The sequence below is a fragment of the Sanguibacter sp. Z6_81 genome, assembly GCF_057180625.1.
On sequence record NZ_JBXUFV010000001.1, the window covers coordinates 30,735 to 57,669 of the forward strand.

At 73.2% G+C, this 26,935-nt stretch carries 24 protein-coding genes; 3 read left to right on the forward strand and 21 right to left on the reverse strand.

Features of this window, described 5'->3' with window-relative positions; all coding sequences use genetic code 11:
• Position 1: 1 nt before the first annotated feature.
• From nadC to dacB, 16 genes are all read right to left on the reverse strand, one after another.
• On the reverse strand, positions 2 to 895 hold the full coding sequence (gene nadC, locus AC2AXK_RS00150) for a carboxylating nicotinate-nucleotide diphosphorylase (protein WP_484343307.1): 894 nt from the start codon (positions 893 to 895) through the stop codon (positions 2 to 4).
• A gap of 9 nt (positions 896 to 904) precedes the next feature.
• Complete coding sequence (locus tag AC2AXK_RS00155) at positions 905 to 2,602, reverse strand: L-aspartate oxidase (protein ID WP_484344225.1); 1,698 nt, start codon at positions 2,600 to 2,602, stop codon at positions 905 to 907.
• A 77-nt stretch (positions 2,603 to 2,679) separates the two neighbouring features.
• A complete protein-coding gene (gene panD, locus AC2AXK_RS00160) occupies positions 2,680 to 3,135 on the reverse strand; it encodes an aspartate 1-decarboxylase (protein ID WP_484343308.1) in 456 nt (151 codons plus the stop codon).
• The gene (panC, locus tag AC2AXK_RS00165) at positions 3,132 to 4,031 is read right to left on the reverse strand and encodes a pantoate--beta-alanine ligase (RefSeq protein ID WP_484343309.1); all 900 of its coding nucleotides are present in this window, start codon (positions 4,029 to 4,031) and stop codon (positions 3,132 to 3,134) included. Before panC ends, panD begins: the two co-directional genes overlap by 4 nt.
• Positions 4,028 to 4,966: a Rossmann-like and DUF2520 domain-containing protein gene (locus AC2AXK_RS00170; RefSeq protein WP_484343310.1), complete on the reverse strand. Its 939-nt coding sequence runs from the start codon at positions 4,964 to 4,966 to the stop codon at positions 4,028 to 4,030. The genes panC and AC2AXK_RS00170 overlap by 4 nt, the downstream gene beginning before the upstream one ends.
• Complete coding sequence (locus tag AC2AXK_RS00175; RefSeq protein ID WP_484343311.1) at positions 4,963 to 6,492, reverse strand: PH domain-containing protein; 1,530 nt, start codon at positions 6,490 to 6,492, stop codon at positions 4,963 to 4,965. The genes AC2AXK_RS00170 and AC2AXK_RS00175 overlap by 4 nt, the downstream gene beginning before the upstream one ends.
• On the reverse strand, positions 6,489 to 6,989 hold the full coding sequence (locus AC2AXK_RS00180; RefSeq protein WP_484343312.1) for a PH domain-containing protein: 501 nt from the start codon (positions 6,987 to 6,989) through the stop codon (positions 6,489 to 6,491). Before AC2AXK_RS00180 ends, AC2AXK_RS00175 begins: the two co-directional genes overlap by 4 nt.
• On the reverse strand, positions 6,982 to 7,461 hold the full coding sequence (locus AC2AXK_RS00185) for a DUF3180 domain-containing protein (RefSeq protein WP_484343313.1): 480 nt from the start codon (positions 7,459 to 7,461) through the stop codon (positions 6,982 to 6,984). The genes AC2AXK_RS00180 and AC2AXK_RS00185 overlap by 8 nt, the downstream gene beginning before the upstream one ends.
• On the reverse strand, positions 7,461 to 9,323 hold the full coding sequence (gene folK / locus AC2AXK_RS00190) for a 2-amino-4-hydroxy-6-hydroxymethyldihydropteridine diphosphokinase (RefSeq protein WP_484343314.1): 1,863 nt from the start codon (positions 9,321 to 9,323) through the stop codon (positions 7,461 to 7,463). Before folK ends, AC2AXK_RS00185 begins: the two co-directional genes overlap by 1 nt.
• Positions 9,320 to 10,192: a dihydropteroate synthase gene (gene folP / locus AC2AXK_RS00195; protein ID WP_484344226.1), complete on the reverse strand. Its 873-nt coding sequence runs from the start codon at positions 10,190 to 10,192 to the stop codon at positions 9,320 to 9,322. The genes folK and folP overlap by 4 nt, the downstream gene beginning before the upstream one ends.
• Before the next feature lie 70 nt (positions 10,193 to 10,262).
• The gene (gene folE / locus AC2AXK_RS00200; protein ID WP_484343315.1) at positions 10,263 to 10,835 is read right to left on the reverse strand and encodes a GTP cyclohydrolase I FolE; all 573 of its coding nucleotides are present in this window, start codon (positions 10,833 to 10,835) and stop codon (positions 10,263 to 10,265) included.
• A gap of 32 nt (positions 10,836 to 10,867) precedes the next feature.
• Positions 10,868 to 12,949 (reverse strand): ATP-dependent zinc metalloprotease FtsH, encoded by a 2,082-nt coding sequence (gene ftsH, locus AC2AXK_RS00205; RefSeq protein WP_484343316.1) that lies wholly within the window; start codon positions 12,947 to 12,949, stop codon positions 10,868 to 10,870.
• 161 nt (positions 12,950 to 13,110) lie between these two features.
• A complete protein-coding gene (gene hpt, locus AC2AXK_RS00210) occupies positions 13,111 to 13,665 on the reverse strand; it encodes a hypoxanthine phosphoribosyltransferase (RefSeq protein ID WP_484343317.1) in 555 nt (184 codons plus the stop codon).
• 16 nt (positions 13,666 to 13,681) lie between these two features.
• Positions 13,682 to 14,710 (reverse strand): tRNA lysidine(34) synthetase TilS, encoded by a 1,029-nt coding sequence (gene tilS / locus AC2AXK_RS00215; protein WP_484343318.1) that lies wholly within the window; start codon positions 14,708 to 14,710, stop codon positions 13,682 to 13,684.
• Positions 14,707 to 15,819 (reverse strand): zinc-dependent metalloprotease, encoded by a 1,113-nt coding sequence (locus AC2AXK_RS00220; protein WP_484343319.1) that lies wholly within the window; start codon positions 15,817 to 15,819, stop codon positions 14,707 to 14,709. The genes tilS and AC2AXK_RS00220 overlap by 4 nt, the downstream gene beginning before the upstream one ends.
• A 2-nt stretch (positions 15,820 to 15,821) precedes the next feature.
• Positions 15,822 to 17,222, reverse strand: coding sequence for a D-alanyl-D-alanine carboxypeptidase/D-alanyl-D-alanine endopeptidase (dacB, locus tag AC2AXK_RS00225; protein ID WP_484343320.1), 1,401 nt, complete (start codon positions 17,220 to 17,222; stop codon positions 15,822 to 15,824).
• Between the two features lie 222 nt (positions 17,223 to 17,444).
• On the opposite strand from dacB, the gene AC2AXK_RS00230 reads away from it, so the two are divergent.
• Complete coding sequence (locus AC2AXK_RS00230; protein ID WP_484343321.1) at positions 17,445 to 17,942, forward strand: inorganic diphosphatase; 498 nt, start codon at positions 17,445 to 17,447, stop codon at positions 17,940 to 17,942.
• A 95-nt stretch (positions 17,943 to 18,037) separates the two neighbouring features.
• Here the strand turns inward: AC2AXK_RS00230 and AC2AXK_RS00235 are convergent, their stop codons facing one another.
• A complete protein-coding gene (locus tag AC2AXK_RS00235; protein WP_484343322.1) occupies positions 18,038 to 19,585 on the reverse strand; it encodes a C40 family peptidase in 1,548 nt (515 codons plus the stop codon).
• Between the two features lie 446 nt (positions 19,586 to 20,031).
• Here AC2AXK_RS00235 and AC2AXK_RS00240 point away from each other — a divergent pair, with 446 nt between their 5' ends.
• Positions 20,032 to 21,372, forward strand: a complete 1,341-nt coding sequence (locus AC2AXK_RS00240; protein ID WP_484343323.1) for a bifunctional o-acetylhomoserine/o-acetylserine sulfhydrylase — start codon at positions 20,032 to 20,034, stop codon at positions 21,370 to 21,372.
• 109 nt (positions 21,373 to 21,481) lie between these two features.
• Complete coding sequence (gene metX / locus AC2AXK_RS00245) at positions 21,482 to 22,705, forward strand: homoserine O-acetyltransferase MetX (protein WP_484343324.1); 1,224 nt, start codon at positions 21,482 to 21,484, stop codon at positions 22,703 to 22,705.
• Positions 22,706 to 22,720: 15 nt separating this feature from the next.
• On the opposite strand, the gene AC2AXK_RS00250 is transcribed toward metX, so the two are convergent.
• The 4 genes from AC2AXK_RS00250 to AC2AXK_RS00265 all read right to left on the reverse strand — a co-directional run bounded on the left by AC2AXK_RS00250 (position 22,721) and on the right by AC2AXK_RS00265 (position 26,782).
• Positions 22,721 to 23,506 carry an ABC transporter ATP-binding protein gene (locus AC2AXK_RS00250; RefSeq protein WP_484343325.1) on the reverse strand — a complete coding sequence of 262 codons (786 nt, stop codon included), beginning with the start codon at positions 23,504 to 23,506 and terminating at the stop codon, positions 22,721 to 22,723.
• Between the two features lie 95 nt (positions 23,507 to 23,601).
• On the reverse strand, positions 23,602 to 24,693 hold the full coding sequence (locus tag AC2AXK_RS00255) for a FecCD family ABC transporter permease (RefSeq protein WP_484343326.1): 1,092 nt from the start codon (positions 24,691 to 24,693) through the stop codon (positions 23,602 to 23,604).
• A complete protein-coding gene (locus tag AC2AXK_RS00260) occupies positions 24,690 to 25,727 on the reverse strand; it encodes a FecCD family ABC transporter permease (RefSeq protein ID WP_484343327.1) in 1,038 nt (345 codons plus the stop codon). Before AC2AXK_RS00260 ends, AC2AXK_RS00255 begins: the two co-directional genes overlap by 4 nt.
• Positions 25,727 to 26,782: an iron-siderophore ABC transporter substrate-binding protein gene (locus AC2AXK_RS00265; protein ID WP_484343328.1), complete on the reverse strand. Its 1,056-nt coding sequence runs from the start codon at positions 26,780 to 26,782 to the stop codon at positions 25,727 to 25,729. The genes AC2AXK_RS00260 and AC2AXK_RS00265 overlap by 1 nt, the downstream gene beginning before the upstream one ends.
• Between the last annotated feature and the right edge of the window lie 153 nt (positions 26,783 to 26,935).

Consider the following 26,935-nt stretch of genomic DNA (forward strand, 5'->3'; position numbering starts at 1 on the left):
GTCAGCCCACGAGGTCGAGCGCGAGGTCGAGGATCGGTGCGGAGTGCGTGAGAGCACCGACCGACATGTAGTCGACACCCGTGGCCGCGACCTCCGCGGCACGGTCGAGCGTGAGGTTGCCCGTCGCCTCGAGCTCCACCCGGCCCACCTCCGGCTCGAGCGTGCGGACCGCCGCGACGGTCGCTGCGAGGACGGGCGTCGGCATGTTGTCCAGGAGGAGGAAACGGGCACCGGCACGTACGGCCTCGAGCGCCTGCTCCGGTGTGTCGGCCTCGACCTGCACGAGGACGTCGCCGAACCCCTCGCGCACGGCGCGCACGGCCGCGGCGACCGATCCGGCTGCGACGACGTGGTTGTCCTTGACCATCGCGACGTCGTAGAGGCCCATGCGCTTGTTCGTGCCGCCACCCGCGCGCACGGCGTGCTTCTCGAGCGCCCGCAGCCCGGGTGTGGTCTTGCGGGTGTCGAGGACGGTGGTACCCGAGCCGGCCAGCTGGTCCGCCCAGGCACGGGTCGCGGTGGCGACGCCCGACGCGCGGCTCGCGAGGTTGAGCAAGGAGCGCTCCGCGACGAGCATCGCCCGGACGGGCCCGGTGAGCACGGCCAGCCGCTGTCCCGCGACGACCCGGTCCCCGTCCGCCGCCTCGAGCTGCACCTCCACCGGATCGAGGCCGAACCGTCGGGACACCTGGTCGACGGTCTCCTGCACGACCGCCAGCCCGGCCACCACTCCCGCAGCGCGGGCCATGAGGTGCGCGGCGGCGTGCGTCGACGCCGGGATCGTCGCCTGGCTCGTCACGTCACGACCGGGATCACCGCCGAGGTCCTCGTCGAGCGTGCGGCGGACGGTGTCGGAGATCCACGCGGGATCGAGGAGCGCAGGAGAGTCGGTCACCGCCCCAACCTAGCGGGCCTCGAGCACACCGTCGTCGTCGAGACGCACGACCACGCGGCGCTCCCAGGCCGGGTCCGGCTCCGGGAAGTCCGTGCGGAAGTGGCCACCGCGGCTCTCCGCCCGGACCGCCGCCGCCGCCGTGAGCGCAGACGCGACCTGGTGGACGTTGCTCGTCTCCCACTCGGCCGTCTGCGGCAGCGCGCTGAGGTCACCGGGCACCGGCTCGGGGAGGTTCGCGTCGGTGCGCACCTCGCGGAGCGTGCGCGCCGTGGCTGCGAGGCTCTCCGCGGAGCGGAGCACCCCCGAGCCGGCGGTCGTCGTGCGCTGGATGCGCGACCGCGTCGCCGCCATGACGAGGCCGGTGGGACCGGGTCGTCGGACGGGTTCGAGGAGCGGCAGCTCCCCCGCCGCCATCCGGGCCGCGATGTCTGCCGCCGCCCGGTGGGCGAACACGAGCCCCTCGAGCAGGGAGTTCGAGGCGAGCCGGTTGGCACCGTGCACCCCGGTGCAGGCGACCTCGCCGACAGCGTAGAGACCTCGCACGGAGGTGCGTCCGGCGAGGTTCGTCGCCACCCCGCCCGAGTGGTAGTGCTGGGCCGGGGCGACCGGAACCGGCTCCTCGGTGATGTCGAAGCCCTGGGCGAGGAGCCCCTGGGTGATCGTCGGGAAGCGGCGGCGCAGGAAGTCGGCACCGAGGTGCCGGGCGTCGAGGAACACGTGGTCCGAGCCGGTCGCCGCCATCTGTCGGACGATCGCGTGGGCGACGACGTCGCGCGGCGCGAGCTCGGCCATCGGGTGCACCGCGGGCATGAACCGGTGCCCGTCGACGTCCACGAGGTAGGCGCCCTCGCCGCGCACCGCCTCCGAGATCAGGGTGAGCTGCCCGCGGGCAGCGCTGCCCAGCCACAGGACCGTCGGGTGGAACTGGACGAACTCGAGGTCACCGAGGTCGGCGCCAGCACGCAGGGCGGCCGCGACACCGTCCCCGGTCGCCTGCGGCGGGTTCGTCGAGGACACGTAGATCTGACCGATCCCACCGGTGGCGAGGACCACCGCGCGGGCGCGGGCAGCGCCGACGCCGTCCCTGCTGCCCTCGCCGCGCACGTGCAGGGTCACGCCGCACACGGCACGGCGCGGGCCGTCAGGCGTCGCGGGGGCGATCGGCCCGGCGCTCGTCAGGAGGTCGATGACCAGGGCGTGCTCGATGACCTCGATCCCGGGATCGTTGCGCACGGCCTCGAGCTGGGCGACGAGCGCCCGGGAGATCTCCGCACCCGTCGCGTCGCCACCCGCGTGCGCGATGCGGTCGGCGTGGTGCCCACCCTCGCGGGTCAGCGACATCTCGCCGTCGACCTCGGTGTCGAAGTTCGCCCCCCGCCCGACGAGCTCACGCACGCGCGCAGGCCCTTCCGTGACGAGGATCTCGACAGCTGCCGGGTCGCAGACGCCACCACCCGCGACGAGCGTGTCCGCGAGGTGCGCGGCCGGGGAGTCGGAGGGATCGAGCGCGGCAGCGATGCCGCCCTGCGCCCACACCGTCGAGCCGGACGAGAGCTCACCCTTCGTGACGAGCAGCACGCGCGGCACGCGTGAGCGGAGCTCGAGCGCGGCCGTCAGACCCGCGATGCCCGAGCCGACGACGATGACGTCGGCGTGCGTCACCCATCCCGGCTCCGGGGCTGCGAGAGTCGTCGCGAGGCGGGTCACCGGGAGCCCGCCCGGTGCGGGGACGGCGGCGGCGTCCGGTGCGGGTTCGACAGCGACGTGCGGTGCGAGGCCTGCGCTCACGCGTCGATGCCGACGGCGGACTGGAACGGGGTGATCTCGAGCCCGCTGGCCTCCAGCCCGTACCCGTCGGGCACCTGGCCCGGCTCGTGGGACAGGTCGACGATGCGGTTGTCGCCGTCGACGAACACGACGCGCGGCAGGAAGTGGCGCGCCTCGGCGTCGGCGAGCATGCCGTACGCGATGACGATGACCGTGTCGCCGGGGTGGACGAGGTGGGCGGCGGCGCCGTTGATGCAGATCTGGCCCGAGCCCGGCTCGCCGGGAATGACGTACGTCGTCAGTCGCGCGCCGTTCGTCACGTCGACGATGTCGACCTGCTGGCCGGCGACGAGGTCGGCCGCCCGCAGCAGGTCGGCGTCGACCGTGATCGACCCCACGTAGTGGAGGTCGGCCTGGGTGACGGTGGCGCGGTGGATCTTGGCGATCATCATGGGACGTTGCAAGGACGTCACGGGGTGCCTCCTGGGGCGGGGTGCTGAGGAGCCGGGTGCAGCTCCACCGCCATGGTGTCGATGAGACGGGTGGGCCCGACCCGTGCGGCGACGAGCAGCAGGGCGGGACCAGCGTAGGTCTCCGGCGCGGTGTCCACCGTAGTCGGATCCACCAGCGCCAGGTAATCCACGTCAACGCCCTGGGCCGTCCCAAGAATTCCCAGCGCCGCGGTCCGGACCTCCTGCGGTCCCGCTCCGTGGGCTGCGGCATCACGACCCGCCCGCAGCGCCCGCGAGAGCGCGAGGGCCGCACGCCGGTCGTCACCCGACAGGAACGCGTTGCGGGACGACAGCGCGAGCCCGTCGGGGTCGCGGACGGTGGGCACCCCGAGGATCTGCACCGGGACCTCGAGGTCGGCGACCATGCGCCGGATCGCGAGGATCTGCTGGGCGTCCTTCTCACCGAACACGGCGACGTCGGGCGCCGTGAGGTTGAGCACCTTGAGCACCACGGTGAGCACCCCGTCGAAGTGCCCGGGCCGCGACGCGCCCTCGAGCACCGTCCCGATGGGGCCGGAGCTCACCCGGACGAGCGGGGGTCCACCCGGGTACATCTCGTCGACGTCGGGCGCGAACACCACGTCGACGCCTTCCCCGGTGAGCAGGGCGAGGTCGGCCTCGAGCGTGCGGGGGTACGCCTCGTAGTCCTCGCCCGGCCCGAACTGCAAGGGGTTGACGAAGATCGACACGACGACCTCGTCCGCGACGCCGCGGGCCGCACGGACGAGCTCGAGGTGCCCCTCGTGGAGTGCGCCCATCGTCATGACGAGCGCACGCACCCGCCCGGTCGGCTGCTCCCGGCGCAGGGCGTCCGCGAGCGCCGCACGCGTCGTGGCCAGGACGGGCGTGCGACTCATCGGGGTCCCTCCTCAGGGGCGTTCAGGACATCGAGCAGGGCCTGCGCCTGCGCCTCGCGGATGCGACCAGCGTCGAGGGCCCGGACCGTGGCCGCCCGGCTCAGAGCACGGTAGCTGCCGGGAGTGTCCGTGGCGTCGCGCTCCGCAGCGAGCGCGGTGAGCGCCGCGAGATGCGCCTCGACGGTGCCGGCGTCACCGCGGACGACGGGCCCGGTGAGGGTCTGGACCGGGTCGCCGACCCCGTCGGCAGCGCGCAGCGCCCCGTCGAGCGCGGCGTGCAGCAACGGGGCGAGCGCGCGGCCCGGGTCGTCGACACCGGCCACCTGCAGCGCCTGCGCCGCCTGGGCCACGAGCACGACGAGATGGTTCGCGCCGTGCGCCAGCGCTGCGTGGTAGAGGCCGCGGTCCCGCTCGTCGATGACGACGGGCTCGCCGCCGATCTCGACGACGAGCGCCTGACCGATGGGCTGGACGGGGGCCGGTGCGGTGACCGCGAACGTCGCACCCTCGAGCCGGCTGAGGTCGAGCGACGTCCCCGTGAACGTCATCGCGGGGTGGATCGCCACGGGGATCGCGCCCGCCGCCCGGGCAGGCGCGAGGACGTCCGCCCCGTAGCGGCCGGAGGTGTGCACGACGATCTGGCCGGCCTGCCAGGCCCCCACCTCCGCGAGTCCGCGCACGAGGCCGGGCAGGGCGTCGTCGGGCACCGCGAGCAGCGCGAGCTCCGCGCGCTCGACGACGTCCCGCACCTCGAGCACCGGGACCCCGGGCAGGAGGGTGTCGATGCGCTCGCGTGACGCCTCCGAGATGCCGCTCGCCCCGACGACCGCGTGCCCGACCGCACGGAGCGCACTGCCCAGCACCGCGCCCACGCGGCCTGCGCCGACGACCCCGACCCCGAGACGACCCGGCCGGGGACGAGGTTCCGGGCTCACCCGGCACCTTCCATCCAGCGCTCCGGCCGCGCCGAGAGCCGCGCCTGACGGGCGCGCTGCGACTGGTCCGCGAGGAGAGCGGCCGCGTCCGAGGCGGCCAGGTGGGGCACCTTCGGCGAGATCGGGCCGACGGTGGAGTGCAGCGCGACCGACGCGAGGTCGAGCCGTCGCTGCAGCGGGCCCTGCGTGATCGCGAGCGACTGCGTCCGCTCGTGCGGGACGATCTCGACGGTGCGCACGAGTCGGCCGCTCCGGACGAGCAGGCCCCGGCCCATCACGGCGAAGCCGTTGCGCCGCCACGCCACGGGGTCCACCCAACGCGCCCGACGGGGGCTCGTGGTGAACCCCTGCGCCTCGCCGCTGCCGACGAGCGCGGCGTCGAGCAGGGCCAGCGGGTCCGCGACCCCGAGGTCGGGGAGGACGAGCCACAGGGCCCGGAGCGCGTCGTCGCGTGTCCCCACCGGCAGCAGCACGGTGTTGGTCTGCTGCCCGTCGGTGCTCAGGCCGTACCCCGCGACGTTGACGTCGACGCGCCACCAGCCGAACCGGCGCCACAGCAGCCCCTGGCGCAGCCGGATCGCCTGGACGCGGCCGGGCGGGATCGTCTGCGCGCGCGTCTCGAGCAGGCCGTGACGCAACCGGATGCCGTCCGGAGAGATCGCGCCACGGAAGTTGAACTCGCTGGTGAACCTCGCGACGACGAACGTGCCGGTGACGAAGAGCCACGGCAGCACCGAGACGAACGGCGTCACGCTCCGCGTGATGACCGCTGCGACGGTGGATCCGACGACCATGACGACGAGGACGAGCGCTCCAGCAGTGAGCAGCAACGACGCGACGAGCCGGCCGGCGGGAACCTCGAGGACGTCCTGCTCCGGAGCCTCGATGCTCTCCCCCTCGTCGACGACGCCCGCGGCGCGGGCGAGGAGGGTGTTGCGCAGAGCCGCGGCGTCGGCGTCACGCAGGAAGCCGAGCCGCACGTTGGAGTTGAGACCGCCCGCGACCTCGAGCTTGAGCTCCGCCAGGCCGAAGAACCGGGCGAGCAACGGCTTGACCACGTCGATGGCCTGCAGGCGGTCGAGGCGGACCTTGCGCTGCTGCCGGAAGAGGACGCCCGAGTGCACGTACACGGCCTCGGAGTCGTACGCGTACCGCATGACACGCCACGACAGCCAGGCGTAGATGCCGCCGGCGAGCACGGCGGCGACGACGACCCCGGCGATGATCCACCAGTTGTCCGTCGGCAGGACGGATCCCCCGCTGGGCAGGTTCTCGACGGACTGCTGGGCGAAGATCGCAAGGATGACGGCGAGGACGGCCCATCCACGCACGAGCGGCGTGACAGGGTGCAGGCGGCTCCAGGTGAGATTCTCGTGGTCGGGCTCGACCGTCTCCTCCGAGCTGTGCCCGCCCCTCTCCTCCGCCGCGGCTTCGAGCGCCACCGCGCGCTTGCGCAGCAGCGTTGCTGCGCGCTTGCGCAGCTCGACGACCTCGGGGGACGCCGGTGCTGTCTCGTCGCCGCTCACAGGCCCGCCAGCCGGGCCTCACCGCGGGATGCGAGGCGGTCGCGCAGGCGCGCAGCCTCTCCCGGCACGAGCCCGTCGATGGAGGCATCCGTCGCCATGGACGCGGTGTGCAGCTCCACGGAGGCGATCCCGAGCTTGCGGTCGAGGGGCCCGGCGCTCACGTCGACGAACTGCATCCGCCCGTAGGGCACGACGACGAGCGACCGGAACAGCACGCCCTTGCGGATGAGGAGGTCGTCGTCCCGCTCCGCGTAGCCGATCGCGCGGACCTGCCGGGTCACGACCACGGCGGAACAGGCGGCGACGAGGACGAGCACACCTGTGACGATCCACAACCACAGCTGGCTGAAGATCACCGCGAGGACGGCACCCGCGAGCGCAGGGACGCCGAGGTAGAGCGCGAGCATCACGAGACGTGCGGTGGTGAGCCGCGGGGACACGCGCTCCCACTCGATGCCCTCCGGGTCGAACGCGGACGGCGTGTTCAGGTCAGTCATGTGCACCATCCTCCCGCACGGCGTCATCGGACCTGTCATCGGGCGGCAGCTCGCACCACCGCTCGGCGACGAGGGCGAGCACGGTGAGCACGATCGCGCAGAGGGCGGCGACGCCAGCGGAGAGCGCCCGGTCCCGCTGCGAGGCGACGTCGGCATGCTCCGCCGCGAGGACGAGCTGGGCGCCGTACCAGCCCACGAGGATCGAGCCGGTGAGCGCCCCCGCCTTCGCCAGGGCGACCGTGCGCGCCGCCCGGAGCCCGCCGAGACCCGGGCGCTGCCCGCGCACGTACGCCCGGACCGCCCGACCGGCCCAGAGCACGCCGACCCCGACGACGAGGAGCACGGGTCCGACGATCCACGGCACAGGGGCCAGGTAGGTCCCCCGGTCCTCGAGGATGGACAGCACGCCCCACCCGACGACGAGGACGGCCGCCGCGAGCAGCCCGAGCGTGCTCAGGCGCGTCCGGCCCATCAGCGGAGGGGCGCCTGCGGCGTCGCTGTGCGGGCATCGGTGCCGGGCTCGCCCTCCTGCAACCAGTCGAGCGCCATCCACCGGACGCCCTCGACGTCGGGAGCCGTCGCGGCGAGGGCAGCGACCGGCCCACCACCCAGGCCCGGCAGCACGGCGTCGGGCAGGATCTGCGCCCACGGCGCCAGCACGAACGCGCGTTCGTGGGCACGCGGGTGCGGCAGCTCAAGGTCGTCCGAGGACGCCACGAGCGAGCCGTACACGATGATGTCGACGTCGAGCGTGCGCGGACCCCACCGTTCGTCGCGTGCACGACCGTGCGCCTCCTCGACGCCCTGGCACGCCTGCAACAGCTCCCGGGGAGACAGGGTCGTGCGCAGAGCGACAACCGTGTTGAGGAAGTCCGGCTGGGCGGGCCCACCGACGGGCGCGGTGCGCGCCAGCGGTGCCACGACCACGACCTCGACACCGTCGATCTGACCGAGGTCCTCGACCGCCCGGCGCAGGGTGCCCTGCGCGTCACCGATGTTCGCCCCGAGAGCGACGATCGCCTCGACAGGATCCGTGGGACGGGCGCCCATCCGGTCAGGGACGCCTGGCCTCTCCTCCTCGCCGGACGCGACCCTCACCTGCTCGTCCATCACGAGGTCGGGAGCCCAGTCGTCTCCGAGCCGGGCGAACCCCAGCACCTCCGTACGAGGACCGTCGTCGTCCTCGAGGAACGCCGGGTTGAGCCCAGCGGGCGGCTCGTTGCGGCCGCTGGCCGGCAGGCCGGTCCACTCGTCGGAGGGCGGCTCCGGGGACGGGTCCGTGTCGCGGACCGGGTGGAGGATCTGGGTCGCGTCGAGAGACGGTCCGGGGTCCTGGGGCGCCGGCTGCGACAGGTCGATCGGCCCGCGCCGGACCGACCGTGCGCGCTCGCTCGGCGGGGTCGGCTCGACCGACAGGCTGTGCTCCACCGACAGGCTCGGCTCGACCGACAGGCTGTGCTCGACCGACAGGCTCGGCTCCACCGACAGGCTGTGCTCCACCGACGGGCTGTGCTCCACCGACAGGCTGTGCTCCACCGACAGGCTGTGCTCCACCGACGGGCTGTGCTCCACCAACGGGCTGTGCTCCACCGACAGGGTCAGCTCCGCGGGTGGGAGCGGCGGGGCCGGCGGCTCCGGCGGGAGGGGCACGGGTGGGAGGACCGGCGTGCCGAGGTGCTCCAGCTCCGTCGTCGCGGGGCGGCTGATGACGACCGGCTCGGCGCGACGACGAGCAGGTGCCACGGGGTCCTGCGCCGGGACGTCACGGGGCGCGGCGTCCGGTGCCGAGGTGTCGCCCGGGGTGCCCAGGGGCGCAGGCTGCACGGCCGGGGTGTCCTGCGACCACGTGTCCGGGGCTGTGAGGCCCGGCGCCGCGAGGTCCGCGCTCGCGATGCCGTCGAGCGCGCCCGGCGTCATCACCGGACGGTGGACGCGGTCACGCCGGATCGACACGACGACGTCCGCGAACGGCACGCTGATGGGCGCCTGCGGCTTGTGCACCGAGACGTCGACGGCGACGACCTGCGGGTGCGCGAGGGCCGCCTGCGCGATCCGCTCGGCGACGGTCTCCACGAGGTCTGCGGGCGCACCCGCGAGGATGGCGACGACGTCGTCCGCCACCGCGGCGTAGTTCACCGTCCGGTCGAGGTCGTCCGAGCTGGCGGCAGGCCTCGTGTCGAGGTGGAGGGTGACGTCTGCGGAGAAGTCCTGCCCGTCGCGACGTTCGCTCGCGAGGACCCCGTGGTACCCGTACGCCGCCAGCCCGGCGAGGTGGATCCGGTCGAGCAGCCGACCGTCCTCGTCCAGTGCGGGTGGCAGTGCCGGCGTGCTCATCGGTGGTCCCCGTTCGTCGGTGGTGCTCCGGTCGGTGCACGGCGTCGTGAAGCCGGGTGCCGGCCACCGTACCGCTGCGCGATCAACCATGCCCGAGCCACGTGCACGGCGTCCACTGTGCCCCGGACGTCGTGCACGCGCACGCACCAGGCGCCGGCCGCAGCCGACAGCGCGCTCACCGCCGCCGTGGCGCCGTCGCGTTCGAGCGGACCGACCGGCTGACCGTCCGCCCCGGCGAGGAGGTGGCCGAGGAACCGCTTGCGCGACGCCCCGACGAGCACGGGCAGGCCGAGCTCGTCGAGCTCGTCGAGGTGCGCGAGCAACGGCCAGTTCTCGGCACCGGTCTTCGAGAATCCCAGGCCCGGATCGAGCACGAGCTGGCTGCGCCGCACGCCCGCGGACTCGAGCGCCGTCACCCGCGCCGCGAGCTCGGCGCGCACGTCGTGCACGACGTCGTCGTACCCGGTGAGGGCGTCCATGACGTCGGCGTGCCCGCGCCAGTGCATGACGACGTACACGGCGCCGGTCCGCGCGACCACGTCGGCCATACCCGGGTCGGCGAGACCGCCGGACACGTCGTTGACGACGAGCGCGCCGGCGTCCACGGCCTGCTCGGCGACGACGGCCCGCGTCGTGTCGACCGACACGACGGCGCCGAGCGCGGTGAGCTCCCGCACCACCGGCAGCACCCGTGCGAGCTCGTCCTCGACGGCGACCCGTCCGGCTCCGGGGCGCGTCGACTCACCGCCGACGTCGAGGATGTCCGCCCCCTGCTCGAGGAGTGCGGCACCGTGCGCGACGGCTGCGCCGGGCTCGAACCACCGACCTCCGTCGGAGAAGGAGTCCGGCGTGACGTTGACGACGCCCATGACGAGCGTGCGGTCGAGGTCTGTGAGGCGCGCCGGCAGCGGCGCCGGGTGCCGGGCGATCACCGGCACGTCAGCGTCCGATGATGAGGCTCATGACCTCGGCCCGCGTCGCGGCGTCACGCATCTGGCCGCGGACGGCGGACGTGACGGTCCGTGACCCGGGCTTGCGCACGCCGCGCATCGACATGCACAGGTGCTCGCACTCGACGACGACGATCACGCCACGGGGCGCGAGCGCGGCGACGAGCGCGTCGGCGACCTGGGCGGTGAGGCGCTCCTGCACCTGGGGCCGGCGCGCGAAGACGTCCACGAGCCGTGCGAGCTTGCTCAGCCCCGTCACCGTCCCGTCGGCGTTCGGGATGTAGCCGACATGAGCGACGCCGTGGAACGGCACGAGGTGGTGCTCGCACGTCGAGTAGATCTCGATGTCCTTGACGAGCACCATCTCGTCGTGACCGATGTCGAACGTCGCGTTGAGCACGTCCTCGGGGGTCTGCCGCAGACCGGCGAACGTCTCCGCGTAGGCGCGGGCGACCCGCTCGGGGGTGCTCCGCAGGCCGTCGCGGTCCGGGTCCTCCCCCACGGCGATGAGCAGCTCCCGGATCGCCGCGGCGGCACGCGGGAGGTCGACCTCGCGGGTCAATGCCTGGCCTGATCGTCCGTCGACCGCTTCCGTCACGGAGTGCCGTCCGAGGTGGGCCTGTCCTTGCTCAGCTCCACAGGCGTGCCGTCGCCCACCGCTGACCCGGGCGGGAGCTCCCCGATGCTCACGGCAGGCTTCTCCTCGCGGGCAGCCGCGGCCTCGTCCTCGGGGATGACCGGCCCGTCGCCGTGCTCGACCTGCTCTGCGGCCGTGAGCACGGGCGGCCGGTCCGAGACCGCCCGCTGGTCGCTCGAGAGCCACACCTTGCGCGGGGGGCGCTTGACGACGGGCTCGAAGATCTCGGCGAGCTCCTTCTGGTTGAGCGTCTCCTTCTCGAGGAGCTCGAGCACCAACCGGTCGAGCACGTCGCGGTACTCGATGAGCACCTCCCACGCCTCGTCGTGCGCGGACTCGATGAGCTTGCGCACCTCGTGGTCCACGGCGCCCGCCACGGCCTCGGAGTAGTCGCGCTGGTGGCCCATGTCACGGCCGAGGAACGGCTCGCTCGACGCGTTGCCGAGCTTGATGGCTCCCACGCGCTCGCTCATGCCGTACTCGGTGACCATCTTGCGGGCCGTCGAGGTCGCCTTGTCGATGTCGTTCGAGGCACCGGTCGTCGGGTCGTGGAAGACGATCTCCTCGGCGACACGTCCACCCATCGCGTACGCCAGCTGGTCGAGCAGCTCGTTGCGGGTCGTCGAGTACTTGTCCTCCGTCGGCATGACCATCGTGTACCCGAGGGCGCGGCCGCGGGGCAGGATCGTCACCTTCGTCACGGGGTCGGTGTACCGCATGGCGGCTGCGACGAGCGCGTGGCCACCCTCGTGGTACGCCGTGATCTTCTGCTCCTTGATGTTCATGATGCGTGTCCGCTTCTGCGGACCAGCGATGACCCGGTCGATCGCCTCGTCGAGCGCGCGATCGTCGATGAGCTGGGCTCCGCTGCGGGCGGTGAGCAGGGCCGCCTCGTTGAGGACGTTCGCGAGGTCGGCACCGGAGAAGCCGGGCGTGCGTCGTGCCACGGCGCGCAGGTCGACGCCATCGACGATCGGCTTGCCCCGCGCGTGCACGCGCAGGATCGCCTCTCGACCGTCGAGGTCGGGCGCCTCCACGGCGATCTGCCGGTCGAACCGACCGGGACGCAGGAGTGCGGGGTCGAGGATGTCGGGGCGGTTCGTCGCCGCGATGAGGATGACGTTCGAGCCACCGCCGAACCCGTCCATCTCGACGAGCAGCTGGTTGAGCGTCTGCTCGCGCTCGTCGTGGCCGCCACCCATGCCGGCCCCACGGTGGCGCCCGACCGCGTCGATCTCGTCGACGAAGATGATCGCGGGGGCGTTCTCCTTCGCCTGCGTGAACAGGTCGCGGACGCGCGATGCGCCGACACCGACGAACATCTCCACGAAGTCCGAGCCCGAGATGGAGTAGAACGGCACGCCCGCCTCACCCGCGACGGCACGGGCGAGCAGCGTCTTCCCGGTCCCGGGAGGGCCGTAGAGCAGGACACCCTTGGGGATCTTGGCGCCGACGGCCTCGAACTTGGCCGGCTCGGCGAGGAACTCCTGGATCTCCCGCAGCTCCTCGACGGCCTCGTCGGCACCGGCGACGTCGCTGAAGGTGACCTGCGGCATCTCCTTGCTGTGGAGCTTGGCCTTGGACTTGCCGAAGCCCATGACGCGCGAGCCGCCACCCTGCATGCGGCTGAGGATGAAGTAGAAGATCACACCGATGATGAGGAACGGGATGATCACCGAGAGCATCGAGCTGAGGAAGCCAGGGCGCGAGACCTCGGAGTTGAACCCGTCGACCGGGTCCGCCGCGGTCACAGCCTCGACGATCTGCTCACCCTGGGGCTCGACGTAGAAGAACTGGACGTTCGTCCCGAGGTCTTCGTCGTCGACGACGAAGTCCTCGGAGAGCGTCAGACGCACCCGCTGGTCGCCGTCGATGATGAGCGCCTGCTCCACGGTGTCCCCGGCGAGGAGCTCGAGGCCCTGGGACGTGTCGATCGTCACCACCTTCTCACCAAAGATGGCGCTGAGGGCGAACCCCACGATGACGAGACCCAGGATGATCCACAGGAACGGGCCGCTAAAGAGTCGCTTCATTTTCATCGGGGTCGGGGGGCTCCCCCGATTCCTTCCGTTCGCGCACTGATACCTCGCCGAAAGTACACGCGATACCTGGTGGTTTGCTGGTCCGTCGGCCGGTGTTCGCCCAGGGCTGGACGGGCTCGGTCAGCGGGTCGGACGATGACGGCGGTCCGCGCCGGGTGTCAGCTGGCGTAGACGTGCGGAGCGAGCGTGCCGACGAACGGCAGGGTGCGGTACTTCTCGGCGTAGTCGAGGCCGTACCCCACGACGAACTCGTTGGGGATGTCGAAGCCGACGTAGCGCACGTCGACCTGGACCTTCGCCGCGTCCGGCTTGCGCAGCATCGCGGCCACCTCGACGGACGCGGGCCCCCGGCTGCGCAGGTTGGAGATGAGCCACGAGAGCGTGAGCCCCGAGTCGATGATGTCCTCGACGATGAGCACGTGGCGACCGGTGAGGTCCGCGTCGAGGTCCTTGAGGATGCGCACCACGCCGGACGACTTCGTCCCCGAGCCGTACGAGGACACCGCCATCCAGTCCATCTCGACGCCACGGTGGCGGATGCGGCGCGAGAGGTCCGCCATGACCATCACCGCGCCCTTGAGGACGCCCACGAGCAGGAGGTCCTTGCCCTCGTAGTCGGCGTCGATGCGGGCCGCGAGCTCGTCGAGCTTCCCCGCGATCTCGTCTTCGCTCAGCAGGACGCTCTCGATGTCGCCGGTCTCGGCAGATCCCACAGGTGTGGCTCCTCGGTCAGGGGTGCGGGCGTGTCAGGACTAGCCTGCCACAGTCCCGGAGTGCCTCGACCGCCCCCGGGAGGTGGATCGGCCCCTGTCCGCGCCACTGCGTGAGGAGGCGGTCGACCTCGAGGACGTGGGCACGCGTGAGTGTCCCGGCCGGGCTCCCGGCCCGGATCACGGCGGCGCGCAGCGCCCGTCGCCGGACGGCTGGGGGTGCCGCGACGAGGACGTCGACCATGAGGCACCCGGGGGCGCCCGCGCCCGCAACCGCCCGCTCGACGAGCTCGTCGGCGAGCGAGGACAGCGCGTCGTCGTCCTCGCGCACCTGCTCGGCGGTGCGTGCGAGGGCGCGTGCGATCCCCGGTCCCAGGACGGCGTCCAGCACGGGTAGCACCTGCGACCGCACCTGCGACCGCAGCGGCGCTCCCGGGACCGCACCGTCGTTCGTCGGGTCCTGCCACGGCACGACGCCGACGTCCGCGCAGACCGCCTCGGTGTCGGCTCGGCGCAGCCCGAGGAACGGGCGTCTGACGAGGCCCGCCCGGGAGCGCATCCCGGCGAGGGACCGTCCGCCCGAGCCGCGCGCGAGGCCGAGCAGGACGGACTCGGCCTGGTCGTCGAGGGTGTGCCCCACGAGCACGGCGTGCGCCCCCAGCTCGACCGCGACCTCGTGCAGTGCTGCGTAACGCGCCGTGCGCGCCACCGACTCCGGCCCGCCCGCGCCCGGCACGGCCCGGGCATCGACCCGTCGCACGACGACGGGCGCGAGGTCGAGGCCACGGCACTGCTCGGCCGCGCGCTGCGCGACGTCTGCACTCGCGTCGTGGAGTCCGTGGTCGACGACGACGGCGCCGGCGCGCAGACCCGCACGCGGCGCGACGAACCCCGCTGCGGCGGCGAGGGCGAGCGAGTCCGCTCCGCCGGAGCAGGCGACGAGCACGAGCGGGGCGGGCTCGACGGGGTCGGCCGGGGCGATGAGGTCGGCGAGGCACAGCCGGACCGCACGGCGGGCGTCGGCGACGGCGCGCGGCGGTCCGGTCATCCGTGGACCCGACGGACCCAGGCCGCGGGGTCGGCGATCTCGCCCGGGCGCGGCAACGCGTGCGGCCCCGCCCACACGGCGTTGAAACCGTCGGTCCCGACGGCGCCGAGCACCCCGCGCACGAATCCTGCGCCGTCGCGGTACTGCGCGATCTTCGCGTCGATGCCGAGCAGCCGACGCAGCACCCCGTCGGCGCCGGCGGACGAGGTGCGCCGCTCGTCGAACCGCCGGCGGATCGTCCGCACGGAGCGGACGGTGCGCGGCCCGACGGCATCCATCGTCACGTCCGCGTGCCCCTCGAGCAGCGCCATGACCGCGGTGACCTCCGCGACGACGACGCGCTGGTCCGCGGTGAGCAGCCCGTCGAGCAGCGAGCCGCCGGGGCGGCCGCGCACCGCCGCGTAGACCGCGTGGAGGACCGCTGCGAGCCGCGGACCGACCTCGCGCGCACCGGAGGTGGTTGCGAGGCCCGTGACGAGCGACGTCGTGAGGTCCTGCAGGTGGGCCGCGAGCCACGGGGCGGCGGCGAACTGCAGGGCGTGCGTCTGCTCGTGCAGGCACACCCACAACCGGAAGTCCTCCGGGTCGACACGCAGCAGCCGCTCGGTCTGCAGGACGTTCGGGGCGACGAGGAGCAGACGGCCCGGCGCCGGGGAGGACACCGCGTCGATGCGGCCGACCGTGCGGTCGTCGGCGGGCCCGGCCTCGGTGGCCGCAGCCGGGTACGGGTCGAACTGCCCGAGGATCCGTGAGGACAGGAACGCGAGCATCGCGCCCACCTCCGCGGTCGTCGCCACGTCGGCGACGAGCGGCAGCGCCCGCTCACCGACGAGCGCACCGGCCGTCATCGACTCCATCGCCCGCGCGCCGGCGCGCGCCCAGCCCGGCCTGTCGACGACGTGCACCCGCGACAGGTCCGCCGCCCGGGCGGGCCGGCCGCCGGCGGGCACCATGCGGGTGATCGCCGCGACAGGATCCACGGCGCGGTAGGCGGCGTGGCGGAGGGAGCCGACGAGGTCCGCGAGCTCGTCGCGGCCCGCCACCGGGCCGGGCCGTACGAGGCGCCCGGCGACGCCCGCGGCATCGGTCCAGTCGATGAGCGAGGGCACGGTCAGCGGCAGCCGCAGGCCGCGAGCCCCGCGACGAAGCCGTCGATGGCCTGGCGCGGTGCCCACTGCCCGCCCGGCGGTGTCTGGTCGGCCATGATCGTGAAGACGAGCAGCCGGCCCTCTGCGGTGACGACGGTCCCGCTGAGCGACGTGACGTTGGGCAGGCTTCCTGTCTTCGCGCGGACGACCCCCCGGGCCTGGGTCGAGAGGAACCGGTCGGCGACCGTCCCCTCGAGCCCCGCGACGGGGAGCCCGGTCGCCGCGGAGCGCAGCTCCGGGTGCGCGGGGTCGGTGACGAGCCTGAGCACGTCGGTGAACAGGCGCGCCGGCGCGATGCTGCCGTCCCCGAGCCCGCTGCAGTCGGCGAGCACCGTCCCGGTCGTGTCCAGGCCGAGCCGGTCGAGGCCGAGCAGCACCGCTCGGGTCGCTCCCTCGAACGTGGCCGGGAGCCCCTCCTCGATCGCGACGACCCGCCCGACGACCTCGGTGATCGTGTTGTCCGACGTCTCGAGGAGGTACTCGACGATCTCTCCCAGCGGTGCCGACGTCACCGTGCCCAGGACGGGCGCGTCACCGTCCGCGGTCCCGCGGACGGGCGACCCGTCGACGGTGATGCCCTGCGCCGCGAGGGCGACCGCGAACGCGTCGGCCGCCGCCATCGCCGGGTCGGCGTGCCGGGGCGCGTAGAAGCCCTCGGACTGGCGTCCGGTGTCGACCGCGATCGCGGCGACGGGGGCCGCGAAGCCCAGGGCGGGCTGGTCCGTCTGCCACGGGCCGGTCTGGCTGCCCGTGAAGAGCGTGTCGTCGAGCACGAGGGACACCGTGGTGCGGCCGGTGAGCTGGAGCTCCTTGGCGACCTGGGCAGCGAGGTCCTGGAGGCCCGCACGTCCGTTCACGGCCTCGGGGTCGCCCGCACCCGCAGCGAGCATCATGTCGCCGCCACCGACGAGCGCGATCCGGCCGGGCGACAGCTCGGTGACGGTCGTGGTGAGCACGTGGTCGTAGCCGGGGCCGCTCAGCGCGGCGACCGCCGTGAAGGTCTTCTGGATCGACGCGGGGACACGTGAGGCGTCTGCACCGACGGCGGCCAGCACGTCGCCCGTCAGGGCGTCCGCGACGTGGACGCCGACAGAGGCACCCATCCGGGGGTCGACGGCGAACGCATCGGCGAGCGGCTGGACCGCGGCAGCCGCCGGCACGGGGGCCGCGGGGTCGAGCGCCGCGAGGACGTCCGCCGGGGGCGGACCCTCCACCGCGGCCAGCACCTCCGGGAACGGCTCGGGCGGCGACGGCTCGGGTCCGATCGTGAGGATCCCCGGCACGAAGTCGTGCGCATCGGCCCACGCGTACCCGCCCGCGACGACAAGGACGGCAGCAACCGTCCCGCCGACGACCCGCGCCATCAGACCCACGTCACACCTGTCCCCACGCTCTCGCCTGCACCGGCCCACGCTGCAGCGGGGCCTTCGTCAGGGTAGGTCACACCACCCACGAGAGCGAGCACCGCCCACCTTCGCTGCGCGTTGTCGTCTACTCTGGCCCTGGTCACACCGACCTATCGACGCACGACGCCTCCTGGCCGCGGGACCCGCCTCCGCCAGGACCGCGACAACGGAGGATGAGCTGTGGAGTTCGACGTCACGATCGAGATCCCCAAGGGCCAGCGCAACAAGTACGAGGTGGACCACGCGACGGGCCGGATCCGGCTCGACCGCATGCTCTTCACCTCGACCCGCTACCCCGACGACTACGGGTTCATCGAGGGCACCCTGGGCGAGGACGGCGACCCGCTCGACGCGCTCGTGCTCCTCGAGGAGCCCACGTTCCCCGGGTGCCTCATCCGGTGCCGCGCCCTGGGCATGTTCCGCATGCGTGACGAGGCAGGCGGTGACGACAAGGTGCTCTGCGTGCCGACGGGCGACCAGCGTGCCGCATGGCGTCAGGACATCGACGACGTCTCCGACTTCCACCGCCTCGAGGTGCAGCACTTCTTCGAGGTGTACAAGGACCTCGAGCCCGGCAAGTCCGTCGAAGGTGCTCACTGGACCGGCAAGGCCGAGGCCGAGGCCGAGATCGAGCGGTCGTTCCAGCGCGCCAAGGAAGCTGGCTACTACAACCACTGATCCACCGCGCGGGGAATGGCACCGGCCACGGCGAGACCTCTTGGAGAGGCTCGCCGTGGCCGGTGTCGTTCGGCGGCTTCAGCGCCGACGCACGGTCAGGGTCGGGCGCCGTACGGCATGAGCCGCTTGTCCCACCGCATGGCCGTCAGCCGGGACGGGACGCCGGGGCGCGACGCCTCGAGGATCTGGTTGTTGCCGGCGTAGAGCGCGACGTGCGTGATGCTCGACGCAGCGTTGGGGTCGTCGCCCCAGAAGACGAGGTCACCCGGGCGCAGGCTGTCCAGGCTCACCTTGGCCCCTCCGGTGTACTGGTCGCGTGACGTCCGGTTGATGTTCAGGCCAGCGGCCGCCCAGGCACCCTTGGTGAAGCCGGAGCAGTCGTAGGAGCTCGGCCCGTTGCCGCCCCACACGTAGGGCAGCCCGAGCTTCGTCTTCGCCCAGGCCACCGCGGCCTCTCCCTGCGCGGCGGTGCTGCGCGCCGAGCCCGCGGGAGGCGCCGGGGTCGGTTGCGGAGCGGGTGCCGGCGCAGGAGCGGGTGCCGGCGCGGGAGCAGGAGCCGGCGCAGGAGCAGGAGCAGGAGCAGGTGCAGGCGTCGACGGTGCCGGCTGGGCAGGCGTGGGGGTCGACGGCACGGGCTGGGCGGGCGCCGTGGGAGCCGGAGCCGCAGGCGCGGCAGGCTGTGGGGCGGCCGTGACAGGCGGCGCTCCGGCGGAAGGAGCGGCGGGCGCAGCGGGCGCGGCAGCCGGGACGGCGGACCGGGCGACGCGGTCGCGCGCAGCGGCCTCCTCGCGCGCGAGACGCTCGGCAGCGAGCCCGTCCTGGCGTTCCTGCTCGACGGCGACGCTCGTGCTGCGCGCCTCGGCGAGCTGCGAGAGGAGCTCGTCGTACTCCACGGCGGCGTCGGCGATGGCGGTGTCCGCGGCGGCCTGCGCCTCCTGCGTGGCGACGAGCGCGTCGTCAGCTGCTTGCTTCTGGGCCGCCTGCTCGGCCACGGCGGCGTCCGCCCGACCCTGCAGGGTCGTGGCCACGACGCTGTCTGCCTGGAACTGCTGGCCGGCACGGTCTGCCTTCGACCCGACGAGCTCCATGGCGTCGGACGAGCTGACGGCATCGTCGATGCCGTCCGCGGACAGGTACATGCTCAGCTGCTCGATGCCGCCGCCGCTGCGGGACTGGTCCCGGGCGAGGCCGACGAGCAGGACGCGAGACTCTTCCGCGCGGACGTTGGCCTCGTCGCTGAGGGCCTGTGCCTGCGCTGCCGCGGTGGTCGCCGTCTCGTAGTCGACGAGCGCCTGGTTGTACGCCTCTCCGGCGGCGGCGGTCGCATTGACGGCGGCCTCCTGGACGCCGGAGAGCTCGGCGATGCGGACATCCATCGCCGCGACGCTGGACGCCGCGGCGACGACCTGCTGGCGCGCTGCGGCGACGTCGTCCTCGGACGGCGTGGGGTCCGCCGCCGCCGGTGCGGCCGCGCCTGCGGCGAGGAGGATGGTGACAGCCAGCAGGCTCGTCGACCGACGCAGCGCGTCGCGCGCAGGACGGGCCGGGGCGGCTGGACGGCCCGCGTCGTTCCTCGCGGAGGAGGCGGAGCCTTCTGGGCGCTCGGCGCGCAGGGCTCGGTGAAGCAGCGCGCGGAACGCCATGGGGATCCTCTCGACACGTGTGCACAACCTCCCCGAGAGTACCCACGGGCCCTCCGGGTGGGAACAGGCTGAGGGCGTTCGCTGCCCGGTTCACCCGCTCGTCACCACGACCCCGAGGTGACTGGCGTGACGTGCACAATCAGGACCATTCCGGCTCCGTCCCGCATGGCGGACTGATTACGGGGGTTCGCATCTCGTCAGATGAGATTTCCGGGTCTTTGTCTCTCCAACGCCCCACCCCGGTGCTTAGGGTGTCCGGCATGACGACGCGAATGTGTTGCTGACCGCCCCACCGCACGACCGACCACGCAGCCCCAGCACGCAGACCCGCACGTCATCCGTCCCACGCGACCCCCGCCGTCCCGCGCGGACCGCAGCGCCCGCCGCACGGACGGACCCCCGGACGTGACACGCGTGCGCCTCCCCCCGCGAACCAGGAGCATCCGATGAGCACCTCCGACTGGTCCTTCGAGACCCGCCAGATCCACGCCGGCCAGACCCCCGACCCCACGACGGGCGCGCGCGCCCTGCCGATCTACCAGACGACCTCGTTCGTGTTCCCCGACGCCGGTGTCGCGGCCGACAGGTTCGCGCTCAAGGACCTCGGCCCCATCTACACCCGCATCGGCAACCCGACGCAGGAGGTCGTCGAGAACCGGATCGCCAGCCTCGAAGGTGGTGTCGGCGCCCTGCTCCTCGCCTCGGGTCAGGCCGCGACGACGTTCGCGATCCTCAACATCGCCGAGGCCGGTGACCACGTCGTCGCCAGCCCCAGCCTCTACGGCGGCACGTACAACCTCCTGCAGTACTCCCTCGCGAAGCTCGGTGTCACCACGACGTTCGTCACCGACCCGCACGACCCGCAGGCGTGGCGCGACGCGGTCCAGCCCAACACCAAGCTCTTCTTCGGTGAGACGATCCCCAACCCGCAGGCCGACGTCCTCGACATCGAGGCCGTCGCTGCGGTCGCGCACGAGGTGGGCGTCCCGCTCGTCGTCGACAACACCGTGGCGACCCCCTACCTCATCCGCCCCATCGAGTTCGGCGCCGACATCGTCGTCCACTCCGCGACGAAGTACCTCGGGGGCCACGGCTCGGCCATCGGCGGCGTGATCGTCGACTCCGGGAACTTCGACTTCGCGGCCGACCCCGAGCGGTTCGCCAACTTCAACACCCCGGACCCGAGCTACAACGGGCTCGTGTACGCACGCGACCTCGGCGTGGACGGGATCCTCGGCGCCAACCTCGCCTACATCCTCAAGGCACGGGTCCAGCTGCTGCGCGACCTCGGGTCGGCGATCTCCCCGTTCAACGCCTTCCTCATCGCCCAGGGCATCGAGACCTTGTCGCTGCGGGTCGAGCGGCACGTCGCGAACGCCCAGCAGGTCGCTGCGTGGCTCGAGGCACGCGAGGACGTGGCCCGCGTCCACTACGCCGGCCTGCCGTCCAGCCCCTGGCACGCCAACGCTCTCAAGTACGCGCCCCGTGGCGCGGGTGCGATCGTCGCCTTCGAGCTCGCCGGGGCCGACGCCGCGGCCGGCCAGGCGTTCGTCTCCGCGCTCGAGCTGCACTCCAACGTGGCCAACATCGGCGACGTGCGCTCGCTCGTCATCCATCCCGCGTCGACGACCCACAGCCAGCTCACGGTCGAGGACCAGCTGAAGTCCGGCATCACGCCCGGCCTCGTGCGGCTGAGCGTGGGCATCGAGAACGTCGCCGACATCATCGCCGACCTCGAGGCCGGGTTCGTCGCAGCTGCCGCCGTGACGGCCGTCCAGGGCGTGTGACCTGATGGTCCCCGACTCCGCGCGCGGCGCACAGGCACCCGCCGTCCGTCCCGGCCCGGCCGTGGACTCCCCCGCGCGCGGAGCCGGGCCGTCCGTAGAGTGGTCAGTGATGATGGACGACCAGCACCCGACGACATGGGCCCGCTCCGGCGGGCCGTCCCGGGCGCAGTCACGCCGTCGTGACCCACGATCCTTCCCCGTCACCGGCGCGTGGCGCGAGGGCGACCCCGTGGGCCGACGTCGGTTCGTCGAGATCGGTGCGCTCGAGCTCGAGGCGGGCGGCGTCCTGCCGGGGGTGCGGCTCGCCTACGAGACCTGGGGGACGCTCAACGACGCCGGGGACAACGCGGTGCTCGTCCTGCACGCGCTCACGGGCGACAGCCACGTGACGGGCGAGGCCGGCGAGGGCCACGCCACCGCCGGCTGGTGGGCGGACATGGTGGGTCCCGGTGCGCCGATCGACACCGACCGCTTCTTCGTCGTGGCGCCCAACGTCGTCGGTGGCTGCCAGGGCAGCACCGGCCCGTCGAGCATCGCGCCCGACGGCACCCCCTGGGGCAGCCACTTCCCGATCCTCACGGTCCGCGACCAGGTCGCCGCCGAGATCGAGCTCACCCGAGCCCTCGGCATCGAGCGGTGGGAGTTCGTCGTCGGCGCGTCGATGGGTGGGCTCCGCGCTCTCGAGTGGGCGCTGCTCGGGCCGGAGTCCGGCATCGACGTCGTGTCCGTCGGGGTCATCGCCGCTGGCGCCCAGACGTCCGGCGACCAGATCGCGTGGGCGCACCCCCAGCTCAGCGCCATCCATGCCGACCCCGGCTTCCGCGGTGGTGACTACTACGACGCGCCCCCGGGCGAGGGACCGCACGCGGGGCTGGGCATCGCCCGGCAGATCGCCCACACGACGTACCGCAGCGCAGCGGAGCTCGACGCCCGGTTCGGACGGATCCCCCAGGGCGGGGAGGACCCGATGCGTGGCGGGCGGTTCGCCGTGCAGTCGTACCTCGACCACCACGCGAGCAAGCTCGCGCAGCGGTTCGACGCGAACAGCTACGTCGTCCTCACCGAGTCGATGCTCACGCACGACCTCGGTCGGGACCGCGGCGGGGTGCAGACGGCGCTGCAGTCGATCACGGCGCGCACGCTCGTCGTCGCCGTGGACAGCGACCGGCTGTTCCTCCCGGCGGACTCCGAGCGCATCGCGACCCACGTCCCCGGCTCGGGCACCGCGCACATCCTGCACTCCGACTTCGGGCACGACGGGTTCCTCATCGAGTTCGAGCAGCTCGGCCCGATCGTCACGGACTTCCTCTCCGGTGCACGCCGGCGGGGCTGACCCCACCCCCGCACGTCAGCCGGCGGCAGTCCGTCGGCGCGCGAGCGGGACGACGAGCGGCGTGCCGGACTCGGGGTCGTCGATGACGCGGCACCGGAGCCCGAAGATCTCTTCCACGCCCTCCGCCGTCATGACCTCCCGCGGTGTACCGGTCGCGATGATCGCCCCGTCCCGCATCGCGATCATGTGCGTCGCGTAGCGTGCCGCGAAGTTGAGGTCGTGGAGCACGGCGACGAGCGTGCGCCCCTCGGCGTGCATCTGCGCGCACAGCTCGAGCACGTCGACCTGGTGCGCGATGTCGAGGAACGTCGTCGGCTCGTCGAGGAGCAGGAGGTCCGTGTCCTGGGCGAGGACCATCGCGATCCACACCCGCTGGCGCTGTCCGCCCGAGAGCTCGGCGACCCTCCGCTCCGCGAGGTCGGTGGTGCCGGTCGCCTCCATCGCGGCACCGACTGCCGCCGCGTCGCTGGCCGACCACTGCCGCAGCAGGGTCTGGTACGCGTAGCGCCCCCGACCGACGAGGTCCCGCACGGTGATGGCTTCGGGCGCCAGCGGCGTCTGGGGCAGCAGTGCGAGGCGTCGCGCGATCTCCTTGTTCTTCATCCCGGCGATGGGCACGCCGCCGAGCTCGACGCTGCCGCTGCGCGGGGTGAGCGTCCGACCGAGCGCCCGGAGCAGCGTCGACTTGCCGCACCCGTTGGGCCCGACGATGACGGAGAACGACCCGGCCGGGATCTCCACGTCGAGGCCGTCGACGACGACCCGGTGGTCGTAGGCGAGCCGGAGACCGTGACCGCTCACGGGGGGCACGGGAGGCACGGGGGGCACGGGGGGCACGGACGACGACGCGCTCGGCGCGGACGACGTCGCGGGCGGGGTACTCCGGTCTGCGAGGGTCACAGCGTCCCACGCCTCCATTCCTGGGTGAGCAGCACGACGAGGTACACACCGCCGATGCCGGCGGTGAGGATGCCGACGGGCAGGGCGGGGACCCACGGCTGGTAGAGGGCGACGACGTCTGCCCCGATCATGAGCAGCGCTCCTGCCGCGCCGGCCGCGACGATGCCGGGGCCCGAGGAGCCGGTCACCCGGCGCGCGACCTGTGGTGCGACGAGGGCGACGAAGGCGACGGGTCCGCACACGACCACTGCGGCCGCGGCGAGCACCACACCGATGCCGACGGCGGCGAGGCGCACCCACGGTGCGCTCACGCCCAGCGCGAGGGCGGCGTCGTCGCCCATCTCGATGACGTGCAGGCCACGGCTGACCACCAGGGCGAGTCCGCCGAACACCACGAGCGCGACGGCGACGATGACGACGTGGTCCCAGCTCTGGGCGCTGAGCGACCCGTTGAGCCAGGCGGCCATGTCCTGCGCCTGCTCACGTCGGGTGCGTGTCACCGCGAGCTGCACCACGGCCAACGACATCGCCCCCACCCCGATGCCGAGGACCACCATGCGGTGGGGGGCGTGGAACCCGCGGCCCGCACCGAGCAGGACGAGCCCGACGGCAGCGGCTCCGCCGAGCAGCGCCCCGACGGGTGCGGGCACGATCCCGGGCAGCATGAGCGTGGCGACCGCGGCGCCGGCGGCGGCGCCGGCGTTGAGCCCGATGATGTCCGGGCTGCCCAACGGGTTGCGGGTGACGCTCTGGAAGATCGCCCCGGAGATCCCGAGGGCCGCGCCGGCGCAGAGCGCGACGAGCCCGCGCGGCAGCCTGTTCGAGAAGACGGACCAGTGCTGCATCTTGGTGCCGCCACCCGTGAGGACGTCCATGAGCTCGTTGAGCGGGATGCCGATCTTCCCCAGGAGCAACGACAGGACGAGGACCGCGACGCTGACCACGAGCGCGCCGGTGACGACGGCGACCGCGCGGGGTCGCCACGGCAGGACGATGGTCGTGCCCATCGCGCGCAGACGCAGGTGCCGGGCCGGGGAGGCGGCCGGCGTGGCTGCCCGGGGCTCGAGCTCCTGGGCGGCGGTGCTCACAGCCCGCTTCCTGAGCGACGGACCGCGAGGTAGAGGAAGGGCGCGCCGACGAACGCGGTGACGACACCGACCATGAGCTCTCCCGGACGCGCGACGACACGGCCGAGGACGTCGGACCCGAGGAGCAGCACGGGGCCGAGGGCGACGCTGTACGCGACGAGCCACCGGTAGTCGGACCCGGTGATCGTCCGGGCGATGTGCGGCACGGCGAGGCCGACGAAGGCGATGGGGCCGACCGCGGCGGTGCAGGCCCCGGCGAGCGTCGTCGCGACGAGCGCACCGAGCAGCCGGGTGCGCGCGGCGCTGCCACCCAGGGCGCGCGCCGTCTCGTCGCCGAGGGCGAGGGTGTTGAGCGACCGGCCGAGGAGGAGGCCTGCGACGACCCCGGCGGCGACGATCGGCAGCAGCAGGTCGACCGTCTCCGGCGGTCGCCCGGCGAGGGACCCCACGACCCAGAACCGGTAGGACTCGAAGACCTCCGGGTTGGTGAGGGTGATGGCCTGGATGACGGCGGAGAGCACGGCCGTGACCGCCGCTCCGGCGAGGACGAGCCGGACGGGCGTCGCTCCCCCGCGGCCGGACGCCACGGCGTACACGACGACGGCCGCGACGAAGGCACCGGGGATCGCCAGCAGGACGCTGCGCTGGCCGAGCGAGCCGAGGGCGAGGGTGCCGAGCACCACCGCGAGCGACGCCCCGGAGTTCACGCCGAGCAGGCCGGGGTCGGCGAGCGGGTTGCGCATGATGCCCTGGAGCAGAGCGCCGGCGACCGCGAGGGCGGCGCCGACGAGCAGACCGAGGATCGTCCGCGGTATCCGGGAGTCGACGACCGTCGACGCGAACGTGTCGTCCGGGGCGGTGAGCCCCGTCCAGACCGTGCCGAGGGGCAGCTGGTTGGTGCCGACGGCCAGGCTGAGACCGACGACGAGCACCGCGAGCGCGAGGGCGAGCACCAGACCGGCACCCAGACCCCAACGCCGAGCAGGGCCGGACGTCGCCGTCCGGCCCTGCTCGGGTGCGAGGAGTGCGGTCATCAGCCGACCTGTGCCACTGCCTCAGCGATCATCGGGACGTAGCGGTCGATGGCCCACGGGAGGCTCAGCGGCGTGCTGATCGTCACGGCCATGCCGAGCTGCGCGTCGATCATCGGGACGTAGGCCCCGTCGGCGAAGGCCGGGATCGCGGCGTAGAGGGGCTGCGCCTCGGTCGCCTGCTGCTCGTCCTCGCTGTTGAACCAGGTGAACAGGACGTCGACGTCGGAGAGCTTGTCGGCGTTCTCGAGGCCGAAGTTCACGAGGAACTCGCCCTCCGGAGGGGTGAGGTCGGCGACGGACGAAGCGAGGTCGAACCCGAGGCCGACGAGCGTGTCGACGCGGGGGTCGCCCGGCACGTAGACGCCGAGCGTCCCGGGCTCCTGCGCGGCGACGTAGGCGACGGTCTTTCCGGCGAACTCGGGGTGCTCCGCCGCGGCGTCGGCGAGGGTCGCCTCGACGCCGTCGATGAGCGGCTGCGCCTCGTCGGGCTTGCCGAGCGCCGTGGCGACGATCTCGATCTGCTCCTCGAGGGGCGTGATCCACGGGCCTTCCGGGTACGCGACGACGTTCGTGAACTCGGACAGCTGGTCGTAGACGTCCTGGTCGAGGCCGGACTGGGGAGCGAGGACGAGGTCGGGCTCGAGCGCGACGACGGCGTCGACGTCGAGCTCGGGGTACATCGTGATGGTCTCGGGCAGGTCGGCGCCCTCGGCCTCGACGGCCTCCCGGAACCAGGGCTGGTAGCCCTCGGCGTCGCCGGACCACTCGTCGATCTCGGTGCCGACCGGGACGACGCCGAGGGACAGCGCGATGTCCGCTGCACCCCAGCCGAGGGTGACGACGCGCTCGGGCGCCTCCTCGATCGTCGTGTCACCGAGGGCACCCTCGATCGTCACGGGGTACGCGTCGCCGGTCGAGGCGGTGGGCGCGGTGGTCTCGTCGGAGTCGGCGTCGCCGTCCGAGGAGCTGCACGCGGCGAGCGTCAGCAGGAGTGCGGCGGCGGTGGCGCCGGCGAGCGCACGGCGCGGGGCAGCTGATCGAGCGAAGGGGTTCACGGTGGCCTTCCGAGGCGTCGAGGTCCGGATCGGTGCATGAGCGGACCTGCAGTGTCTGACGTAGTAAGGCTAGCCTTCGCTGCCTCGCATGAACAGACGCCCCGGGTGTGACAGGTGTGACGTACGCGACTCGCGACGGTCGACGCGCCCGGT

Excerpts from the sequence above, each read along its gene's own strand:
- panC (WP_484343309.1), bottom strand. The coding sequence starts at position 4,031 with ATGAGTCGCACGCCCGTCCTGGCCACGACGCGTGCGGCGCTCGCGGAC.
- AC2AXK_RS00180 (WP_484343312.1), bottom strand. The coding sequence starts at position 6,989 with ATGACTGACCTGAACACGCCGTCCGCGTTCGACCCGGAGGGCATCGAG.
- AC2AXK_RS00185 (WP_484343313.1), bottom strand. The coding sequence starts at position 7,461 with ATGGGCCGGACGCGCCTGAGCACGCTCGGGCTGCTCGCGGCGGCCGTC.
- folK (WP_484343314.1), bottom strand. The coding sequence starts at position 9,323 with ATGAGCACGCCGGCACTGCCACCCGCACTGGACGAGGACGGTCGGCTG.
- folP (WP_484344226.1), bottom strand. The coding sequence starts at position 10,192 with ATGGGCGTCGTCAACGTCACGCCGGACTCCTTCTCCGACGGAGGTCGG.
- ftsH (WP_484343316.1), bottom strand. The coding sequence starts at position 12,949 with ATGAAAATGAAGCGACTCTTTAGCGGCCCGTTCCTGTGGATCATCCTG.
- tilS (WP_484343318.1), bottom strand. The coding sequence starts at position 14,710 with ATGACCGGACCGCCGCGCGCCGTCGCCGACGCCCGCCGTGCGGTCCGG.
- dacB (WP_484343320.1), bottom strand. The coding sequence starts at position 17,222 with ATGGCGCGGGTCGTCGGCGGGACGGTTGCTGCCGTCCTTGTCGTCGCG.
- AC2AXK_RS00235 (WP_484343322.1), bottom strand. The coding sequence starts at position 19,585 with ATGGCGTTCCGCGCGCTGCTTCACCGAGCCCTGCGCGCCGAGCGCCCA.
- AC2AXK_RS00240 (WP_484343323.1), top strand. The coding sequence starts at position 20,032 with ATGAGCACCTCCGACTGGTCCTTCGAGACCCGCCAGATCCACGCCGGC.
- metX (WP_484343324.1), top strand. The coding sequence starts at position 21,482 with ATGATGGACGACCAGCACCCGACGACATGGGCCCGCTCCGGCGGGCCG.
- AC2AXK_RS00260 (WP_484343327.1), bottom strand. The coding sequence starts at position 25,727 with ATGACCGCACTCCTCGCACCCGAGCAGGGCCGGACGGCGACGTCCGGC.